General features: G+C 34.0%; 21 protein-coding genes. 14 read left to right on the top strand and 7 right to left on the bottom strand.

Annotation, left to right across the window (positions count from 1 at the left end; translation table 11 throughout):
• Positions 1 to 139 precede the first annotated feature (139 nt).
• The 6 genes from HMPREF9333_RS00175 to HMPREF9333_RS00150 all read right to left on the bottom strand — a co-directional run bounded on the left by HMPREF9333_RS00175 (position 140) and on the right by HMPREF9333_RS00150 (position 2,624).
• Complete coding sequence (locus HMPREF9333_RS00175) at positions 140 to 430, bottom strand: transposase (protein ID WP_005538936.1); 291 nt, start codon at positions 428 to 430, stop codon at positions 140 to 142.
• 319 nt (positions 431 to 749) lie between these two features.
• Positions 750 to 899 (bottom strand): hypothetical protein, encoded by a 150-nt coding sequence (locus tag HMPREF9333_RS00170; RefSeq protein WP_207635704.1) that lies wholly within the window; start codon positions 897 to 899, stop codon positions 750 to 752.
• Between the two features lie 54 nt (positions 900 to 953).
• Complete coding sequence (locus HMPREF9333_RS00165) at positions 954 to 1,265, bottom strand: hypothetical protein (RefSeq protein ID WP_005538934.1); 312 nt, start codon at positions 1,263 to 1,265, stop codon at positions 954 to 956.
• A gap of 59 nt (positions 1,266 to 1,324) precedes the next feature.
• Entirely contained in the window at positions 1,325 to 1,627 is a 303-nt protein-coding gene (locus HMPREF9333_RS00160) for a hypothetical protein (protein ID WP_005538933.1), read from the bottom strand.
• A gap of 6 nt (positions 1,628 to 1,633) precedes the next feature.
• The gene (locus tag HMPREF9333_RS00155; RefSeq protein WP_005538932.1) at positions 1,634 to 2,227 is read right to left on the bottom strand and encodes a hypothetical protein; all 594 of its coding nucleotides are present in this window, start codon (positions 2,225 to 2,227) and stop codon (positions 1,634 to 1,636) included.
• 37 nt (positions 2,228 to 2,264) lie between these two features.
• Entirely contained in the window at positions 2,265 to 2,624 is a 360-nt protein-coding gene (locus tag HMPREF9333_RS00150) for a hypothetical protein (RefSeq protein ID WP_005538931.1), read from the bottom strand.
• Positions 2,625 to 2,711: 87 nt separating this feature from the next.
• Between HMPREF9333_RS00150 and HMPREF9333_RS00145 the strand changes: the two genes are divergently transcribed.
• The 4 genes from HMPREF9333_RS00145 (at position 2,712) to HMPREF9333_RS00130 (ending at position 5,665) form a co-directional block, all read left to right on the top strand.
• Positions 2,712 to 2,909 (top strand): ribbon-helix-helix domain-containing protein, encoded by a 198-nt coding sequence (locus tag HMPREF9333_RS00145; protein WP_040882001.1) that lies wholly within the window; start codon positions 2,712 to 2,714, stop codon positions 2,907 to 2,909.
• A gap of 143 nt (positions 2,910 to 3,052) precedes the next feature.
• Positions 3,053 to 3,751: a DUF4160 domain-containing protein gene (locus HMPREF9333_RS00140; RefSeq protein ID WP_005538930.1), complete on the top strand. Its 699-nt coding sequence runs from the start codon at positions 3,053 to 3,055 to the stop codon at positions 3,749 to 3,751.
• Positions 3,752 to 4,287: 536 nt separating this feature from the next.
• Positions 4,288 to 5,247, top strand: a complete 960-nt coding sequence (locus HMPREF9333_RS00135) for a DUF4365 domain-containing protein (RefSeq protein WP_005538929.1) — start codon at positions 4,288 to 4,290, stop codon at positions 5,245 to 5,247.
• A 19-nt stretch (positions 5,248 to 5,266) separates the two neighbouring features.
• Positions 5,267 to 5,665, top strand: a complete 399-nt coding sequence (locus HMPREF9333_RS00130) for a hypothetical protein (RefSeq protein ID WP_005538927.1) — start codon at positions 5,267 to 5,269, stop codon at positions 5,663 to 5,665.
• A gap of 113 nt (positions 5,666 to 5,778) precedes the next feature.
• On the opposite strand, the gene HMPREF9333_RS00125 is transcribed toward HMPREF9333_RS00130, so the two are convergent.
• Positions 5,779 to 6,324: a helix-turn-helix domain-containing protein gene (locus tag HMPREF9333_RS00125; protein ID WP_242822295.1), complete on the bottom strand. Its 546-nt coding sequence runs from the start codon at positions 6,322 to 6,324 to the stop codon at positions 5,779 to 5,781.
• Between the two features lie 183 nt (positions 6,325 to 6,507).
• Here HMPREF9333_RS00125 and HMPREF9333_RS00120 point away from each other — a divergent pair, with 183 nt between their 5' ends.
• From HMPREF9333_RS00120 to HMPREF9333_RS00075, 10 genes are all read left to right on the top strand, one after another.
• Positions 6,508 to 6,693: a hypothetical protein gene (locus tag HMPREF9333_RS00120; RefSeq protein ID WP_005538923.1), complete on the top strand. Its 186-nt coding sequence runs from the start codon at positions 6,508 to 6,510 to the stop codon at positions 6,691 to 6,693.
• Positions 6,693 to 7,796, top strand: coding sequence for a site-specific integrase (locus HMPREF9333_RS00115; protein ID WP_005538921.1), 1,104 nt, complete (start codon positions 6,693 to 6,695; stop codon positions 7,794 to 7,796). The genes HMPREF9333_RS00120 and HMPREF9333_RS00115 overlap by 1 nt, the downstream gene beginning before the upstream one ends.
• Complete coding sequence (locus HMPREF9333_RS00110) at positions 7,768 to 8,208, top strand: plasmid mobilization protein (RefSeq protein ID WP_040882000.1); 441 nt, start codon at positions 7,768 to 7,770, stop codon at positions 8,206 to 8,208. Before HMPREF9333_RS00115 ends, HMPREF9333_RS00110 begins: the two co-directional genes overlap by 29 nt.
• 117 nt (positions 8,209 to 8,325) lie before the next feature.
• Entirely contained in the window at positions 8,326 to 9,255 is a 930-nt protein-coding gene (locus HMPREF9333_RS00105) for a hypothetical protein (RefSeq protein ID WP_005538917.1), read from the top strand.
• Complete coding sequence (locus tag HMPREF9333_RS00100; RefSeq protein WP_005538915.1) at positions 9,248 to 9,847, top strand: VapE domain-containing protein; 600 nt, start codon at positions 9,248 to 9,250, stop codon at positions 9,845 to 9,847. The genes HMPREF9333_RS00105 and HMPREF9333_RS00100 overlap by 8 nt, the downstream gene beginning before the upstream one ends.
• A gap of 145 nt (positions 9,848 to 9,992) precedes the next feature.
• Positions 9,993 to 10,769: a ParA family protein gene (locus HMPREF9333_RS00095; RefSeq protein ID WP_005538913.1), complete on the top strand. Its 777-nt coding sequence runs from the start codon at positions 9,993 to 9,995 to the stop codon at positions 10,767 to 10,769.
• Complete coding sequence (locus HMPREF9333_RS00090; RefSeq protein ID WP_005538911.1) at positions 10,762 to 11,727, top strand: ParB N-terminal domain-containing protein; 966 nt, start codon at positions 10,762 to 10,764, stop codon at positions 11,725 to 11,727. The genes HMPREF9333_RS00095 and HMPREF9333_RS00090 overlap by 8 nt, the downstream gene beginning before the upstream one ends.
• Before the next feature lie 99 nt (positions 11,728 to 11,826).
• The gene (locus tag HMPREF9333_RS00085; protein ID WP_005538909.1) at positions 11,827 to 12,714 is read left to right on the top strand and encodes a BRO-N domain-containing protein; all 888 of its coding nucleotides are present in this window, start codon (positions 11,827 to 11,829) and stop codon (positions 12,712 to 12,714) included.
• A 98-nt stretch (positions 12,715 to 12,812) separates the two neighbouring features.
• Positions 12,813 to 13,832 carry a replication initiator protein A gene (locus tag HMPREF9333_RS00080; protein WP_005538907.1) on the top strand — a complete coding sequence of 340 codons (1,020 nt, stop codon included), beginning with the start codon at positions 12,813 to 12,815 and terminating at the stop codon, positions 13,830 to 13,832.
• Between the two features lie 89 nt (positions 13,833 to 13,921).
• A complete protein-coding gene (locus HMPREF9333_RS00075) occupies positions 13,922 to 14,776 on the top strand; it encodes an ATP-binding protein (protein WP_005538906.1) in 855 nt (284 codons plus the stop codon).

The raw sequence follows: 14,776 nt of genomic DNA, 5'->3' as shown, positions 1-14,776 counted from the left end.
ATTATCTTTACCGGTTTATTAAGATTGTTTTTATACTTGTAATAACCTGAAATGCTTACATGAAGAGTTTCGCACATAAGCTTTACAGTCCAAAGTTCATTGTGCTTGTCATAAATGAACTGATAACGGTAATGAGCCTTTATTTCTTCCGGCTTACGGCGAAAAAACCGAGAGCCTCTTTAAGAATGTCATTAGACCGTTGAAGTTCTAAAACCTCTTTTTCAAGCTCGCATATCTTTTGATCCTTGGCATCATTAGATAAACGTTTGTTACCGCTTCCAACATATGCGGTTTCCTGATATTTTTTACGTTTATTACGCCAGCCCGAAAGGGTGTAATAAGGAATACCGAGTTGGTTAGCAGCGGTATTAAGACCAATTTCATCGGATAGCTTAACAGCCTCTTCTTTAAAAGTTTTGTCGTATTGCATTTTGATCACCTCTGTGTTTTTAATAATACCATAGATTTGGTGAGTTTACCAACTCTACTTAAATGCTACCACTCCAATGCTGTTTCGTTACGCCTATTTCATCACTTATCATCTTTCAATATCTTTAAGGATTCTTATTTTAATATCTTGCGGTAAATCCTCAATAGACAGCGTACCCGTCATATTTGTATTAAACAAACCGCCACAAGTGCGGCATTGCCAAAAATGGGGGAAACGCTCATAAATATCTTTCTAAAAAACCATATCAACACTACCACAATTCTTGCACTTTATCTCCTACGGAGTGTCCTTGCGAATATCAATCACTACTTTGTACATTGCTCTCTTCTTTTACCTTGTATTTATTGTAAAAAACACGTTTTATATCATCTCCTGTAATTTCGCCACGCTTTTCTTTTTCGACCAACTTCAAAAAATCATCGGATGGCTTTGTTCCGTCCATCTGCATAATACCGATTGCAAAATTTCATGCTTTTTCATTTGTCATAGCTATAAATTCACCTCAAGATTTTTTTGTGAATAATTTTAATAAATCGGTACTTTCGGTGGGGTCATTCTCATCAATCCAATTCCATGCTTCCAAATACGGTAAGAAATTAGATTGCTTTTTCAAAATAAGCATACCTACTTCAAGGCAAGCATATTCACTGTCACTCCCTCTGTATATAAAACGATAAGGTGTATCGCTTGTGTTGTCAACTTTTCCTGCACGATTATCAAAAGCCTTATTTGCTAATTCTTCCAACATTATCAAATTTTCTTTTGAGGTGTCCTTGCAAACATCTATTACTATTCTATAATAAAAATTATTCATGTTATATATTCTTTCAACCTTGTGTTGATAAAACCCTCACATGTAGCATGTTCTTGGTATCAATTTATCGAAGTTTGGATTTCAGCCAATATATCTTCATTTTCGTCGGGGTCATTCTCATCAATCCAAATCCACGCACTTACATAAGGCAAAAAGTTCGTATTCTTTTCTAAAGTGAGCATGCCTAATTGAAGACACACGAACAGCTTTTCATCGGCTCTGTATATAAAACGATAAGGTGTATCGCTTGTGTTGTCAACTTTTCCTGCACGATTATCAAAAGCCCTGTCCGCTATCCCTGCCAATGTTTTTAGTTTATCCTGCGGGGTGTCCTTGCGGACATCAATTATATTTTTATACATAAAGTGTTATCTCCCCTCATTTTCATATTCTTTCTCATTTTCAGGAATAGCTAAATGGTCAATAAAGTCCATAACTTCATCATAGCTGGGCTTGCGTCCCCATTGTTCTTCTAACATATTGGATAGATTGAGAACAGATTGAGGATCTGCTTTCATACTCGCACGCATAGTTTGGTTTGGGTCTGCTTCGTCAAAAGGTGTACTTGTATCAGCAAAATCGCTTGGTGAATATGGTGAAATAGTCTGTTTAGGCTTAAGGATAGAAAAATCCTTGGCAATGCACAGCACTGCAAAAATTATCAAAATAACCACAACAATCGTTTCATTAAGCCAAGAGACCTTGGAGATGATTTCGTCCAGTTTAAAAGCAAGGAATAAAGCAAGTGCGCCTGTTCCGAAAATAGCTATTATATAGTTTCTGGATAGATTTAAGATTATTCCAAAGAGGGACACAATCAAATATACTGCCGAAGCCATCATTAACCCGCCTGTGACAGTGCCAAGTTTGAAAGCTCCACGGCTATAATCATAATATTGCAGATATCCGAATACACCGAAAAATAATAGTATTTTTAATATTTTACCGCTATGATTTTCCATAAAAGCTACTCCTTTTCAAATCAATAATTTAATTTTACTATTCATCATCGCCGTATTCAACGATATTAGCTAATCCGTTGAGCATTTTCCATGCGGGAGAGCCTACACCATTGTCTTGAAGTGTTTTACATACATAAGGGTTATCCTGTAAAATATATCCGGAACGCTCTAACCATATTACCGCGTCTATAAAGCCTATGGTATGAAAAAAGCGTTCATTTGCCGTCATGTAAAATTCCCCCTCTTCTTTATAGGCTTTTAAGCGGTATTTTCGTTCGACAAAGGCTCTGAAATTCGGCTCGTTATATAAAAGGGTATTCAAGCCAGCGTAGCATTCTTCAAAACTGAATTGGGCAACGTCTCTCAAAGTTTCGTAGTTTTCCTTTTTTAAAGTCATATTTCACCTCATGCAATTTATAACATAAATTATAACATATATTTCACAACTTTTCAAACCTAAACTATGTTTAGGAGGTGGTTATATATGGCAAATAAAGATTTGATTATAAAACCCAAACGAGCAAAAGGTGACGATGGATATAGGACATTCTCTATTCGTATTAAAGAAGAAATAGTTTCAAAACTTGACAATATCTCTACACGGACAGGGTATAGCCGTAATGAACTTATTGGTGTATTCTTGGAGTATGCGATTGAGAATTGTAGAATTGAAGAAAAATAAGTATATTTTTCTGTACCAAGATTACTAAATAAAATAATTTTAATATTGATTATTCATAAACTAATGTGAAAATATATAAAGTATAAGAATACTAAGTATGGAATGTTACTGGAATATAAGTAAAAATAAGGGAATGAAATATAATGAAATGTAAAATTAAAGTAGAATATAATGTAGCTTTTGATAATTATAAAGATATATACACTTCTAATTCTCCAGGAATAGCAGTACCAGAATTTAGCGTTGCAAGAAGAACAAATGATGAAGAGGCTAGATTAAATTTCAATAAGTATTCAAAAGGTGAATTTGAATTTGATTATGAAGAAAATGACACGATAGATGAACTTGTAAAAGAATTATTCAGATATTTGGGATTTTTTTATGATTCTGCATTTGAATATGGGCCGCTTCCACTATGGATTCTACAAGATGACATATTATTTGGAGTAGATGACTTATCTTTAAATTTTTTGTCATTATTGGACAGGTTAAAAATAGATAAAAGTAAAATATTAATTTACTTAATATATTCACATCAAGCAGGTTACGTACTTGATGCCGAAGATGGAGTTAAATATCGTATGTATTCTAAGGAAAGAGGCAAGCATAATGTGCCACATGTGCATATAGAGTTTTATGGCGATAGGAATGCAAGTATATCAATTATAGATGGTGAAGTTTTGTCTGGGGATGTTCCTAACAAGGTTTTGAAGACTGTTAGAAAAAGAATCACTGAAAATCAATATACATTACTCTCTACTTGGAATAAATTGACGGATGGGCTAAGGGTTGACTTAGACAACTATTTAAAAAACAAAAAAATTTCATATAAAGCTTTTTAGGTGTGTATATTGTAATCTACGGAAGATACGGTAAGTATGTAGATAAAGGTATATATAGGAATATATTTTTGAAATATCATATTGTATAGTATTTGACTGAGTGCATTTTGAGTACAAAAAAGCGGTAAAAGAAAAAATATGGACATCAAAAGTTAAAATCAGTATAATATAGTACAGTAAAGTAATATAAAAACGATAGCTCAAAGTATTGTGAATAGAGTTGGAGTAACAGCAACAAATATGTTTCTGTTATATAACGGTTGAAAATACAGCGTTTCGGCGTTTTGCAGGAGCAAAAAACTCTTGAGTGATACTATTTTGATACTAAAAAGCTGAAATAATAGGTTCAAAAGGGAGTTGTTGAATTTAGGTGAATTCTTTAAAGCCTTCTATCGTTTAGGTGGGAAGCTTTTGTGGATTTAGTATAAGTCAATAAAAGCGAAGCTCTGAATTTCTAATGCCGGTGATATCTTACTATTCTTAAAACTATTTATATATTGATAATTACCTAATAACATAAAAAAGGAGGTGTTTTTATGGCGAATACAATTGAACGCATAGGGATTCATCATTGTGCTGAAATTGCTGTACGTAATAAATGGATATTTAGAGAACAACCAGTTGATGATATCGGCATTGATGCTCATATGGAATTTGTTGACGAGTCTGGCAAGAACAGACAACTTTTAGCATTGCAAATTAAATCAGGTTCCAGTTGGTTTAGGGATAAAAAAGATGATTATATAGTTTTTAGAGATATAAATGATAGACAATATAATTATTGGACTACAAATTCCTTACCGTGCATTGTAGTTTTATATAATCCAGATGATGATATGTGCATTTGGCAGAAATTAACTGATAAAACTATTGAAAGAACAAAAGGAGGTAGAGGTAAGGGCTTTTTTGTTAAAGTTCCTACTGCTCAGTCATTTTTAAATCATTCATCAAATGAAAAACTTCTTTCTTTTACCAACCTACCAAAACATGTTTTAAATTATAACTTTTTGTTATCTCAAAAGAAATTCATCCAGATTATTAAAGATGGCGGAACAGTTAAACTTCATTCAACAGAATGGATACACAAGAGTAGTGGCAAAGGAAAGACAGAATTGATTGTTGATGATGGAGAAAATGAAAAGAGATATTCATATCCATATTATTTTCCTTTTACCCCTTACACTGAAGTTTTTCCTAAGTTGTTCCCTTGGGCAGATTTTGAAGCTGATGAAGATTTTTATATGGAAGAAGACGAATCATTGTGGCGTGAATATCATTGTTATTATGATAAAGAAGATGAAGAATGGCTTATTGTTGGAGATTCATTTGAAGAATTTCGAAAAAAATTAAATCCTATGCGTAGCATTGACTATTCAGGAGAAGTAGCTGAATATATGTTGACTTTAAGTATAAACGAGTTGGGCAGATCATTTTTAACCATAGATGATTATATATCAAAAGAACAACCCTATACAAAGGCAGTACCAGAAGAATAATAATATTACGGAGAGAAATATGAAAAAAATTAATCTTAATGACAGCATAGAAAACGAAATGTCGGTCGATGGATACAGACTTAATCCTACTGAGAAGTATGTAATTAATCTTTTAGAAGAAATAGAATTTCAACAATCAATTATGATGTCCTTTAAGATAATGGGTTATCCTCCAGCACTTAAAAATTATCATGCATGGTTATTTGAAAATGGATTCAGTGTGGAAGCCCCAAATCCAACGAACGAATTGGTGGCTAAATATTATGGTGTTAAACCACTTTGGAAAACTGATTATTCCCAAGGTATCGTTGTAAAGGATGAGAATGATAGTGATTATTTTATTGTCATGGAGTGCAGCAATAAGAATAAAGGATATAAACATACAATAGTAATACTTACTTTAGGAGGATGCATGTGAATCCTTGTAAATATGATAAAGCAATAATTCAATGAATGTGTAATACAATAAAAATAAAGCACATGACTTTAAGACCAAAAAATCTTTCAGTTATGTGCTTTTTTGTGTTTATTTTATTTCCGGTGGGACTTTGACTGATCCGGTGGGACTTTGACTGACATAGAGTTATGAAAGCGCTTGAGATTACTTTCTTCAAAAGGAACATAATCTTTTTTTAGACTGTCGGGATAATTTGCCTTCCAATCCTCATATGCTTCATTTGTAATTTCATTATTTTCGTATTTTTCCTTCATTTTTTGCCATTGTTCAAGCATGCCTCTAATTCTAAGAATGGCTTCACTACCAAAATAAATACCTGTGGTAGTATATTCAGGATCTTCATCATTGAGGGTAACAGGTCTTATATTGACTTCAATGCTGTCGTCCAGCTTAAACAAAAACCTCATCAAATCATGTTCCGTGTAGGGATAATCAGGTTCTTTTAAATACTCTTTATTTACATGGAGTGCAGTAGATATATTTTCCAAAACATCCTCTTTGGGAGTGCGAATATCAAGCTCATATTGTCTGATTCTAACATCATCTAAATGCGTTCTGTCTCCTAATGCTTTTTGAGTGATTCTCCGTAGTTCACGGAATTTCTTTATCAATTTGCCCAAACTCAATTTTATCACCTCCTTAGGAGCAAATTTGTTTCTCTTATTACTATAATCGAAAACAAGAAAAAATTCAATAGAAAAATAAAAAATAAAAAAAGGACTTGACAGAAACAAAAAAGCTACTTATAATCTAAAATAGAAACAGAAACAAATAAGTTTCTGGAAAGAAAGGGGGAAAGTACGATGGAAAAATTATTTCTTAATTCAAAAGAGGTTGCCGATTTACTAAATATTTCGCAGCAACAGGCTTATAAGATCATCCGAGATATGAATGAGCAACTTGCTGAACACGGCTTTCTTATCCTTAGAGGAAAAATCAATAAGAAATACTTTATGGAACAAATCTACAAAGCAAAGGAGGAAGAATAGTGCCGGCATATAAGGACGAAAAAAGCGGAAAATGGTTCGTTTCATTCTATTACAAAGACTGGGATGGAGAAAGCAGAAGAAAGCTGAAGAGAGGGTTTGAAACCAAGAAGGATGCAATAGCGTATGAGAGGAATTTCACGGTTAAAATGTCAGGTTCTCTCAATATGTTATTTGAAGATTATTTTGAACTGTATAAATCCGATGTGATTGGAACTGTAAGGCTTAATACTTGGATGACAAAGGAGCATATGATAAGAACGAAAATACTCCCGTTTTTCACAGGAATGAAAGTCAGCGAGATAAAGCCTGTAGTCGTTAAGAAATGGCATAATGTACTTTTGAATATTGAAAATGCGGAAGGAGAAGTGTACAAGCCAACTTACCTGAAATCGATCCATGCACAACTTAGCTGTATGTTCAATCATGCGGTCAAGTACTACGGATTAAAACAGAATCCTTGCAAGATAACAGGACGAATCGGAAAGCAGAAGAGTGATGAGGAAGTGGCATTTTGGACGAAAGAGGAATACTTGCAGTTTATAGAAGCTGTTAAGGACAAGGACATTTCATTTTATGCTTTTGAACTGCTTTATTGGACGGGAATTCGTTTGGGTGAACTCAGAGCTTTGACAAAAGGAGATTTTAACTTTGAGAAAAAGACAATGAGAATCAGCAAATCAGCACAGAGAATTAACGGAGAAGAAGTCATTACCGATCCAAAAACACCAAAAAGTAAGCGGACAATCATACTTTCGGATTTTCTAATCAAAGAACTTCAAGATTATTTCTTAAAGATAGAATACTTTTCTGATGAGGAACAAATTTTCCCGAAGTGTAAAACTTACTTTAACAAAGAAATGCAGAGAGGGATTAAAAAGTCCAGAGTTAAGAAAATCAAGCTTCACGCACTGAGACACAGCCATATATCGCTGCTTATCGAAATGGGTTTTACACCTGTTGATATTGCAGCAAGAACAGGACATGAGAGCATAAAGGTGTTGATGGATTACAGTCATATGTTTCCCAACAAACAGATAGATATGGCGAATAGGTTGGATAAGGAGGGAGAATACAGTGAAAGCACCGAAATTTCCAAGCTGTGACGAAGCGGTTAATCGCAAAAAGAAAAAGACCCAAAATTTGCTGAGCAAAGAAGAATGGCAAGCTTTGGAAGAAGAAAGAAAACAAAAAGACAAAGACAAGCATGTAAAGACTGATAAAAACCGAAAGCGACGGGCAACAATAGTTTTCAGAACTACTGAAAAGGATCGAGAAATCATATTCAGTAAAATTGCACTATCAGGGTTAAACAGACAAGATTATATGACGGATGCAATATTGAATGCACCGATAAAGGTTGTTGCAACAAGGAATGTGATCGATCAATGTAAAACGGAGCTGCAAAACATTTTAGCGGAGCTTCGGAGGATAAACAGATACGAGGATATGGCTGAAAAGGACAAATATGCACTTGAGATGATTTGTAAAATTATTGAAGCGGCACTAGAAAAATAAAAGCCTTTAGCCAAAAGACCAAAGGCAAGATGAAAGTACAACTTGGTATTTCATCCCTGACAAGATTATTTTATCAGGTTGTACTTCCGTTCTCAATAAAAATTTTAGGAGGTTACCATGATAAACAAGGAGAACTATCTACAAAATATTCCGCAGGAATTAAGGCAATATAAGCAATGGCTGTGGTTTAAGAGAATTGTAAAAGTGGACAAATGGGGAAAAGAAAAAATTTCCAAAATACCCATCAGCCCAATCACATTAAAATCAGATGGTTGGAACGATAGAAAGCATTGGACGGATTTTGAAACGGCAGTTAAAAATATAGAAAGTAGTGGCTCGGATGGATTGTCTTTTGCGCTAAGCAAAGATGATCCATTTGTTTGTATCGACTTATATCGAGTTGATGATAGCTTTGGAGATTTTCTAAATGACTTCAATGACACCTATCGAGAACTCTCACAATCCGGGAAAGGTGTTCATATCTTTGCTAAGGGTGTGATTGCAAAAAACTTCAATAATCAAATCGAAAAAGTGGAGATGTATCAGGAAAACAGGTGCATTGCTATGACAGGAAATATCTTAAAGTTTGGGAGTATGACTGTCAGAACAATTGAGCCAAAGCAAAAGGAACTGGATAAATACTATAAATTATTTGCTCCGAAAGATAGCATTAAAGAAGCGATTAGACACTATCGAATGATTGATGACTGGGTTCCTGATTGCAACAAAGTTATAGAGATAATGTGCAGACATAATGCGAGGGCGAAGGCTTTGTTTGAAGGATCGAACACAAGCGGAGATCCAAGCAAAGATGATTTTGTACTCCTTCTTTTCTTAAACAGCTTTACGCACGGAAACGCAGAAATGATGAAAGAAATCTTCCTGAGATCTGCACTGAATCGAATGGGAGATAAAAGCAAAAGAATGACGGAAGCAGGCTATCTAAGATATTTGGATGAGAGTATTAAAAAAGCATTGCAGGGAGGCAATCAAAGATACTGGGATTATAACTATCACAGAAGAAAAGGAGGATATTCGATTGAATAATTGGCTTACATTTGATGATGCGGAGCTTTCCGATTACTTGAATCGTGAGCTTGAAATCACAGAAAAAGGACAAGTCAAAAGCACAACCACCAATATCATTACTGTGTTAGTAAATCCCTGCTTTTGTAAGAGCAGAGATATTTTATCCGGTCATATATTTTTCGATACTTGCAGAATGACGATTCAGTTTTATGGATGGCTGAGGGGAGAAAAAAGTTCTGATTTTGAAATTCGAAAATGGAATGACCATATGACAAATATCCTCGGTGTTGAAATCGAGAGAGAGTTTGGCATCAAATATTCTAAAAGTCGTATGGAAGATGCAATTACTTTTGTTGCACATAAAAGAACGATAAACTTGCCTGCTATGTATATGAAATCATTAAGTTATGACGGAAAAGCCTATATTAAAAATCTTTTGTCTAAATATCTTGGAGCGGAAGATACAAAATTAAATGCTTGGATTATGGAACACATTTTAGTAGGCATGGTAAAGAGAGTTTTTAATCCCGGTTGTAAATTTGATGAACTGATGGTTCTTACGGGGGTGCAGGGTGTTGGGGATAATGCTATAATGATGATAGTACAATAAATCCAAGTAAAATCAATGGTTAAAGGCTTCCACAAAACTTTTAAACTTGATGATGGATTGAGACTATCATCTTTTTTTATACTCAAAATTATATAAAAGTATAGCATAAAATGAAATCTCTGTATAGAGAAGAAGGAGGGACTTTATGGTAGAAGTTATAACAATCGCCAATCGAAAAGGCGGAGTTGGAAAAACAACTACAACTCTAAACCTTGCCTATTCACTAAAAGAACTGGGTAAAAAAGTATTAGTCATTGACCTTGATCCACAAGCCAATCTTACAAGATGTTTTGATGTGGAAAATACAGAAAATATAAAAACCATAGGGCATTTGTTAATAACAGAAATGGAGGAAGAAGAAAGCTACTTGGTAGAGGACTATACCAAATCTTATGATGAGATAGATATTATCCCTTCAAGTGTTTACTTATCCACCGTTGAAACACAAATGAGGATAGAAACAGGAAGTGAACGGATATTATCGGAAATTGTTAATCAGGCAAAAGAGCATTATGACTATATCCTTATAGACACCTCACCATCACTTAATATTTTAACGATAAATGCCCTTTGTGCCTCAGACAGTGTCCTTATAGTGGCGGATACACAATTGTTTGCAATTGTTGGAATAGGTGAACTTTTAAAAACGATTCAAAAAATAAAAAAGAGAGTGAATCCGAAACTGAAAGTACAGGGAATTTTACTAACCATGTGTGAGAACAGAACCAATCTATCCAAAACACTGACAGAGCAGGTAGAAGAAATGTTCCAAAAAAAAATCAAGGTCTTTCAAACCAAAATTCCGAAAACGGTAAAGGTTGGAGAAGCCATATACAGCGGTCAAAGTATAAAAAAATATGCAAAAGGCAGCAGTGTGGATATCGCATATGACAATCTAGCAAAGGAGATCTGCTATGAGTAAAAAACTTGTGAAAAGAGAAATAACCGATGCCGTAGATTTTCTGCTTGAAGATACAAGTGTTTTGGAACAGGGAGATATACAGAATATAGAACTCAATCTGCTTGAAAATTATCACGATCATCCATTTACCCTATACACCGGCAAGAGATTGGAGGATATGGTAGATAGTATAAGAGAAAATGGAATACTTAATCCAATCATCGTACTTAAAAAAGAAGATGGAGCTTATGAAATACTTTCCGGACATAATCGGGTTAATGCAGCCAGACTTGCGAACCTAAAAACTGTTCCTTGTATAGTAAAAGAAAATCTCTCTGAAGAACAAGCCTATACCTATGTGATAGAAACCAACTTGATGCAGCGTTCTTTCTCCGACTTACTGCCGACAGAAAAAGCCCTTGTTCTTAAAATTAGATATGAAAAAATAGCAAGTCAGGGAAAGAGAAATGATTTACAAAAAGAGATAAACAATTTAGAACAGGGGATTATAGAAAAGGAAAGCAAAGCGGAAGATAAAACAGACAGCAGAAAATCACTCGGAAAAGAATATCATCTTTCGGGGGCATCTATTGCAAGATATTTAAGATTAAATGAATTGTCTGATTCTTGGAAACAAGATGTTGATAACGAAAAAATAGGACTGACAATGGCAGTAGATTTATCCTATCTTCCAAAAGAGATACAGGATTATCTGTATCAGCAGTGTGAAGAATTGGAATTAACCTTAAAATCAAGCGATACTAAAGCACTTCATTTGATGAACAGACAAGAAGAGCTGAATAAAGAGATGATTACAACATACTTGCTGAACTTGAAAAAACCGAAGATGAAAGAGTATCAGAATATCAAGCTATCTCAGAGTATTTATCAAAAATTCTTTCAAGATAAAGCGAAAGAAGAAGCAGAAGGGATTATAGAAAAAGCACTGGAAATTTACTTTAGAGAGTATCTCCATTAGCAGAAAGACAAGATTATAAATTTAAGGTATAATATAAGGTGCTAAAAAGGTAAAAAAAGAGCTTATTTAACAGGATAATATATAAAAGAGGTAGATGTAATGGATGAAATAAAACTATATGAAGATAAAGAAATACGCTCCGTTTGGGACGAAGAAAAAGAAGAATGGTATTTTTCAGTAGTTGATGTAGTTGGAGTATTGACAGAACAAGAAAATGCAAGAGGCGCCAGTACTTATTGGGCTGTACTAAAAAAGAGATTAAAAGAAGAAGGAAATGAACTGCTTACAATTTGTAAGCAGTTGAAAATGAAAGCAACGGATGGGAAAATGCGTTTAACTGATGTAGCTGATATGCAAGGGATATTCCGTATTATCCAGTCCATACCATCTCCTAAAGCAGAACCTTTTAAGTTATGGCTTGCAGAAGTAGGAAAAGAACGAATCGATGAAATTGTTGATCCGGAACTTACGATTGACAGAGCCTTAGAAACCTACCTAAAGAAAGGGTATACACGTGAGTGGATAAATCAAAGACTTCAAGCCATTCAGGTAAGAAAAGAACTGACCGATGCTTGGGACGATCATGGAATACAAAAAGGTGTAGAATACGCAATTCTTACTGATGAAATCACCAAAGCATGGTCAGGAATGACAACAAGAGGATATAAAAATCTGAAGGGTTTGAAAAAAGAAAATCTAAGGGATAATATGACTACCCTTGAAATTGTTTTGAATATGCTTGCAGAAGCTACAACAACAGAACTGACTAAAACGACCAATCCGAAAGGCTTGGAAGAAAACAAGAAAGTTGCTAAAGAAGGAGGAAGTGTTGCAGGAAATGCAAGAAAAGAAATAGAACAAAAAACAGGCAAACCGGTCATTACCTCAAAAAATGCAGTTGACCTATCAAGGCTGATTGAAGATGTGGTCAAAGAACCTTTCAATAAAAAACAAGATAAAAAAGACGATACAGATAATGGAACATAGATAAAAATAAAATATTAGAGCATTCATTTATGAAGAGATAGCAAAGAAAAACAGCTATCTCTTTTTTGATGCTTAAAACATAGGAGGAGGTAGAGAGTATGAGCATAAAATTTAACTACTATTATGGAAAAGAAGCAGAGCAGTTCTCTTTTTTTCGTATTCCCAAACTGTTATTTACAGATTCCACATTTAGTAAACTTAGCAGTGATGCCAAAGTGCTTTACGGGATTTTACTGGATCGAATGAATTTATCTATGAAAAACGGCTGGCTTGATGAAGAAAACAAGGTATATATTATCTTTACTATTGAAGAAATCGCAGAAATCATGTGCTGTGCCACACAGAAAGCAACAAAGATACTTCAGGAATTAGATGATAAAAAAGGCATAGGACTTGTAGAAAAAAAGAGACTCGGACTTGGAAAGCCAAATATTTTATATGTAAAAAACTTTATCATACAAGAGTCGGAGAAAGAAAGATCATCAAAAGAAGAAATCGAAGAAATCACAAATCAGGAATTATGTAAATCACAACTCAAGAATGATGAAAATCACAATTCAGGAAATGTGAATTTCACAAAACAAGAATTGTGTAAATCACAATGTAATAAGACTAATCTTAATAAAACTGAATATAGTGATACTGAGTATAATAATACCTCCCCCATATCCCCCTCAAAAGAAAAAATCATAAAAGATAATTCACTTAGTCAGAAACAGGATACGGAGGTAGAAGAGGTTATAGAAATACTAAAAGAGAATATAGATTACTCTTTTCTTGTGAAAGAACAATCAAAAAATAAAGAAAAGATTGATCTTATCCTAAACCTTATGGCAGAAGCAATTCAAAACAAGACGGATATAAGAATCAACCGAAGAATGATTGCTTATGAAACGGTAAAAGAGCAGTTTTTATCACTACAAAAAGAACATATTAATTATGTCCTATTTGTTCTTGATGAAAATAAGAGGACAATTACAAACCTAAGAGCCTATTTGTTATCCCTTTTGTATAATGCACCGGTCAATATTTTAGGAATGATAGAAGATACAAAGTTAGAGGGTACTGATTACAGCAAAGATATGGAAATATGGCAGGAGCTTTTCAACACCACATAGCAGGTGTAAATGATAAGGAAAGTAAGTTTAAGAATTGGGGAAATCAAATGAAATTATAAAGATTATTATAGAGATTATGGAGGAATCATATGGATAATGCGGAGAATATCTTTGGGAGAGTATTTGAACGTTTGCAAAAAGATATTTTAAACGAAAAGAACGGAGATTATGTCAATGAGAATGACGGACTTGTTTATTGTGGAGTATGTCATAGTCCCAAACAGCAACTTAAAGATATAGGCGGGAATTTAAGAAAAATACCTAAAAACTGTATTTGCAGAGAAAAAGAATTGGAAAAAGAAAGACAACAGTGGAAAGAACTGGAGCATCAAAGTATCCTGTCGGATTTAATAAAACAGGCATTTGAAGATAAGCTGTTGCAAAATCAAACCTTTGAAGCGGAAGATGGCAGCTTAGAGCATAGAAAAATAGGAGAAAACTATGTAAAAAAGTTTGAAGAAATGGAAAAAGAAAATATAGGGTTACTTCTTACAGGTCCTGTGGGAACCGGAAAAACCTATTTGGCATCAGCAATAGCCAATGCCCTAATTGAAAAGGAAATCTCTGTTAAGATGACCAATTTTGCCACCATTCTAAACGATATGATGAATTTGGAAATCAATAAAAATAAGTATGTTGAAAAGTTAAATAAATATAGACTTCTTATTATTGATGATTTTGGAATGGAAAGAGATACTCCTTTTGCGACAGAACATATTTTCAATGTCATAGACAGCAGATACAGAGCAAATAGACCGATTATTTTGACCACCAACCTCAGTGCAAAGCAGCTCACAAGTCCGAATAATCTTAAAGAACAACGAATTTATTCAAGGCTTCTTGAAATGGCAACACCCATTCTTTTTACAGGAGAAAACAGAAGGATATCAAAGATGAAAGAAAAAGCACAAAAGGTAAATACAATACTCATGGAAAGTAGGTGA

The sequence above is a fragment of the Johnsonella ignava ATCC 51276 genome (genome assembly GCF_000235445.1).
Classification (GTDB): Bacteria; Bacillota; Clostridia; order Lachnospirales; family Lachnospiraceae; genus Johnsonella; species Johnsonella ignava.
The sequence above is the reverse complement of the archived record's forward strand: the minus strand, read 5'-3'. Positions and strand labels throughout refer to the sequence as shown.

Bases quoted from the DNA above. Each gene is read 5' to 3' on its own strand.
- HMPREF9333_RS00175 (WP_005538936.1), bottom strand. From the start codon at position 430: ATGCAATACGACAAAACTTTTAAAGAAGAGGCTGTTAAGCTATCCGAT.
- HMPREF9333_RS00170 (WP_207635704.1), bottom strand. From the start codon at position 899: ATGCAGATGGACGGAACAAAGCCATCCGATGATTTTTTGAAGTTGGTC.
- HMPREF9333_RS00165 (WP_005538934.1), bottom strand. From the start codon at position 1,265: ATGAATAATTTTTATTATAGAATAGTAATAGATGTTTGCAAGGACACC.
- HMPREF9333_RS00160 (WP_005538933.1), bottom strand. From the start codon at position 1,627: ATGTATAAAAATATAATTGATGTCCGCAAGGACACCCCGCAGGATAAA.
- HMPREF9333_RS00155 (WP_005538932.1), bottom strand. From the start codon at position 2,227: ATGGAAAATCATAGCGGTAAAATATTAAAAATACTATTATTTTTCGGT.
- HMPREF9333_RS00150 (WP_005538931.1), bottom strand. From the start codon at position 2,624: ATGACTTTAAAAAAGGAAAACTACGAAACTTTGAGAGACGTTGCCCAA.
- HMPREF9333_RS00145 (WP_040882001.1), top strand. From the start codon at position 2,712: ATGGCAAATAAAGATTTGATTATAAAACCCAAACGAGCAAAAGGTGAC.
- HMPREF9333_RS00140 (WP_005538930.1), top strand. From the start codon at position 3,053: ATGAAATGTAAAATTAAAGTAGAATATAATGTAGCTTTTGATAATTAT.
- HMPREF9333_RS00135 (WP_005538929.1), top strand. From the start codon at position 4,288: ATGGCGAATACAATTGAACGCATAGGGATTCATCATTGTGCTGAAATT.
- HMPREF9333_RS00130 (WP_005538927.1), top strand. From the start codon at position 5,267: ATGAAAAAAATTAATCTTAATGACAGCATAGAAAACGAAATGTCGGTC.
- HMPREF9333_RS00120 (WP_005538923.1), top strand. From the start codon at position 6,508: ATGGAAAAATTATTTCTTAATTCAAAAGAGGTTGCCGATTTACTAAAT.
- HMPREF9333_RS00105 (WP_005538917.1), top strand. From the start codon at position 8,326: ATGATAAACAAGGAGAACTATCTACAAAATATTCCGCAGGAATTAAGG.
- HMPREF9333_RS00095 (WP_005538913.1), top strand. From the start codon at position 9,993: ATGGTAGAAGTTATAACAATCGCCAATCGAAAAGGCGGAGTTGGAAAA.
- HMPREF9333_RS00090 (WP_005538911.1), top strand. From the start codon at position 10,762: ATGAGTAAAAAACTTGTGAAAAGAGAAATAACCGATGCCGTAGATTTT.
- HMPREF9333_RS00085 (WP_005538909.1), top strand. From the start codon at position 11,827: ATGGATGAAATAAAACTATATGAAGATAAAGAAATACGCTCCGTTTGG.
- HMPREF9333_RS00080 (WP_005538907.1), top strand. From the start codon at position 12,813: ATGAGCATAAAATTTAACTACTATTATGGAAAAGAAGCAGAGCAGTTC.
- HMPREF9333_RS00075 (WP_005538906.1), top strand. From the start codon at position 13,922: ATGGATAATGCGGAGAATATCTTTGGGAGAGTATTTGAACGTTTGCAA.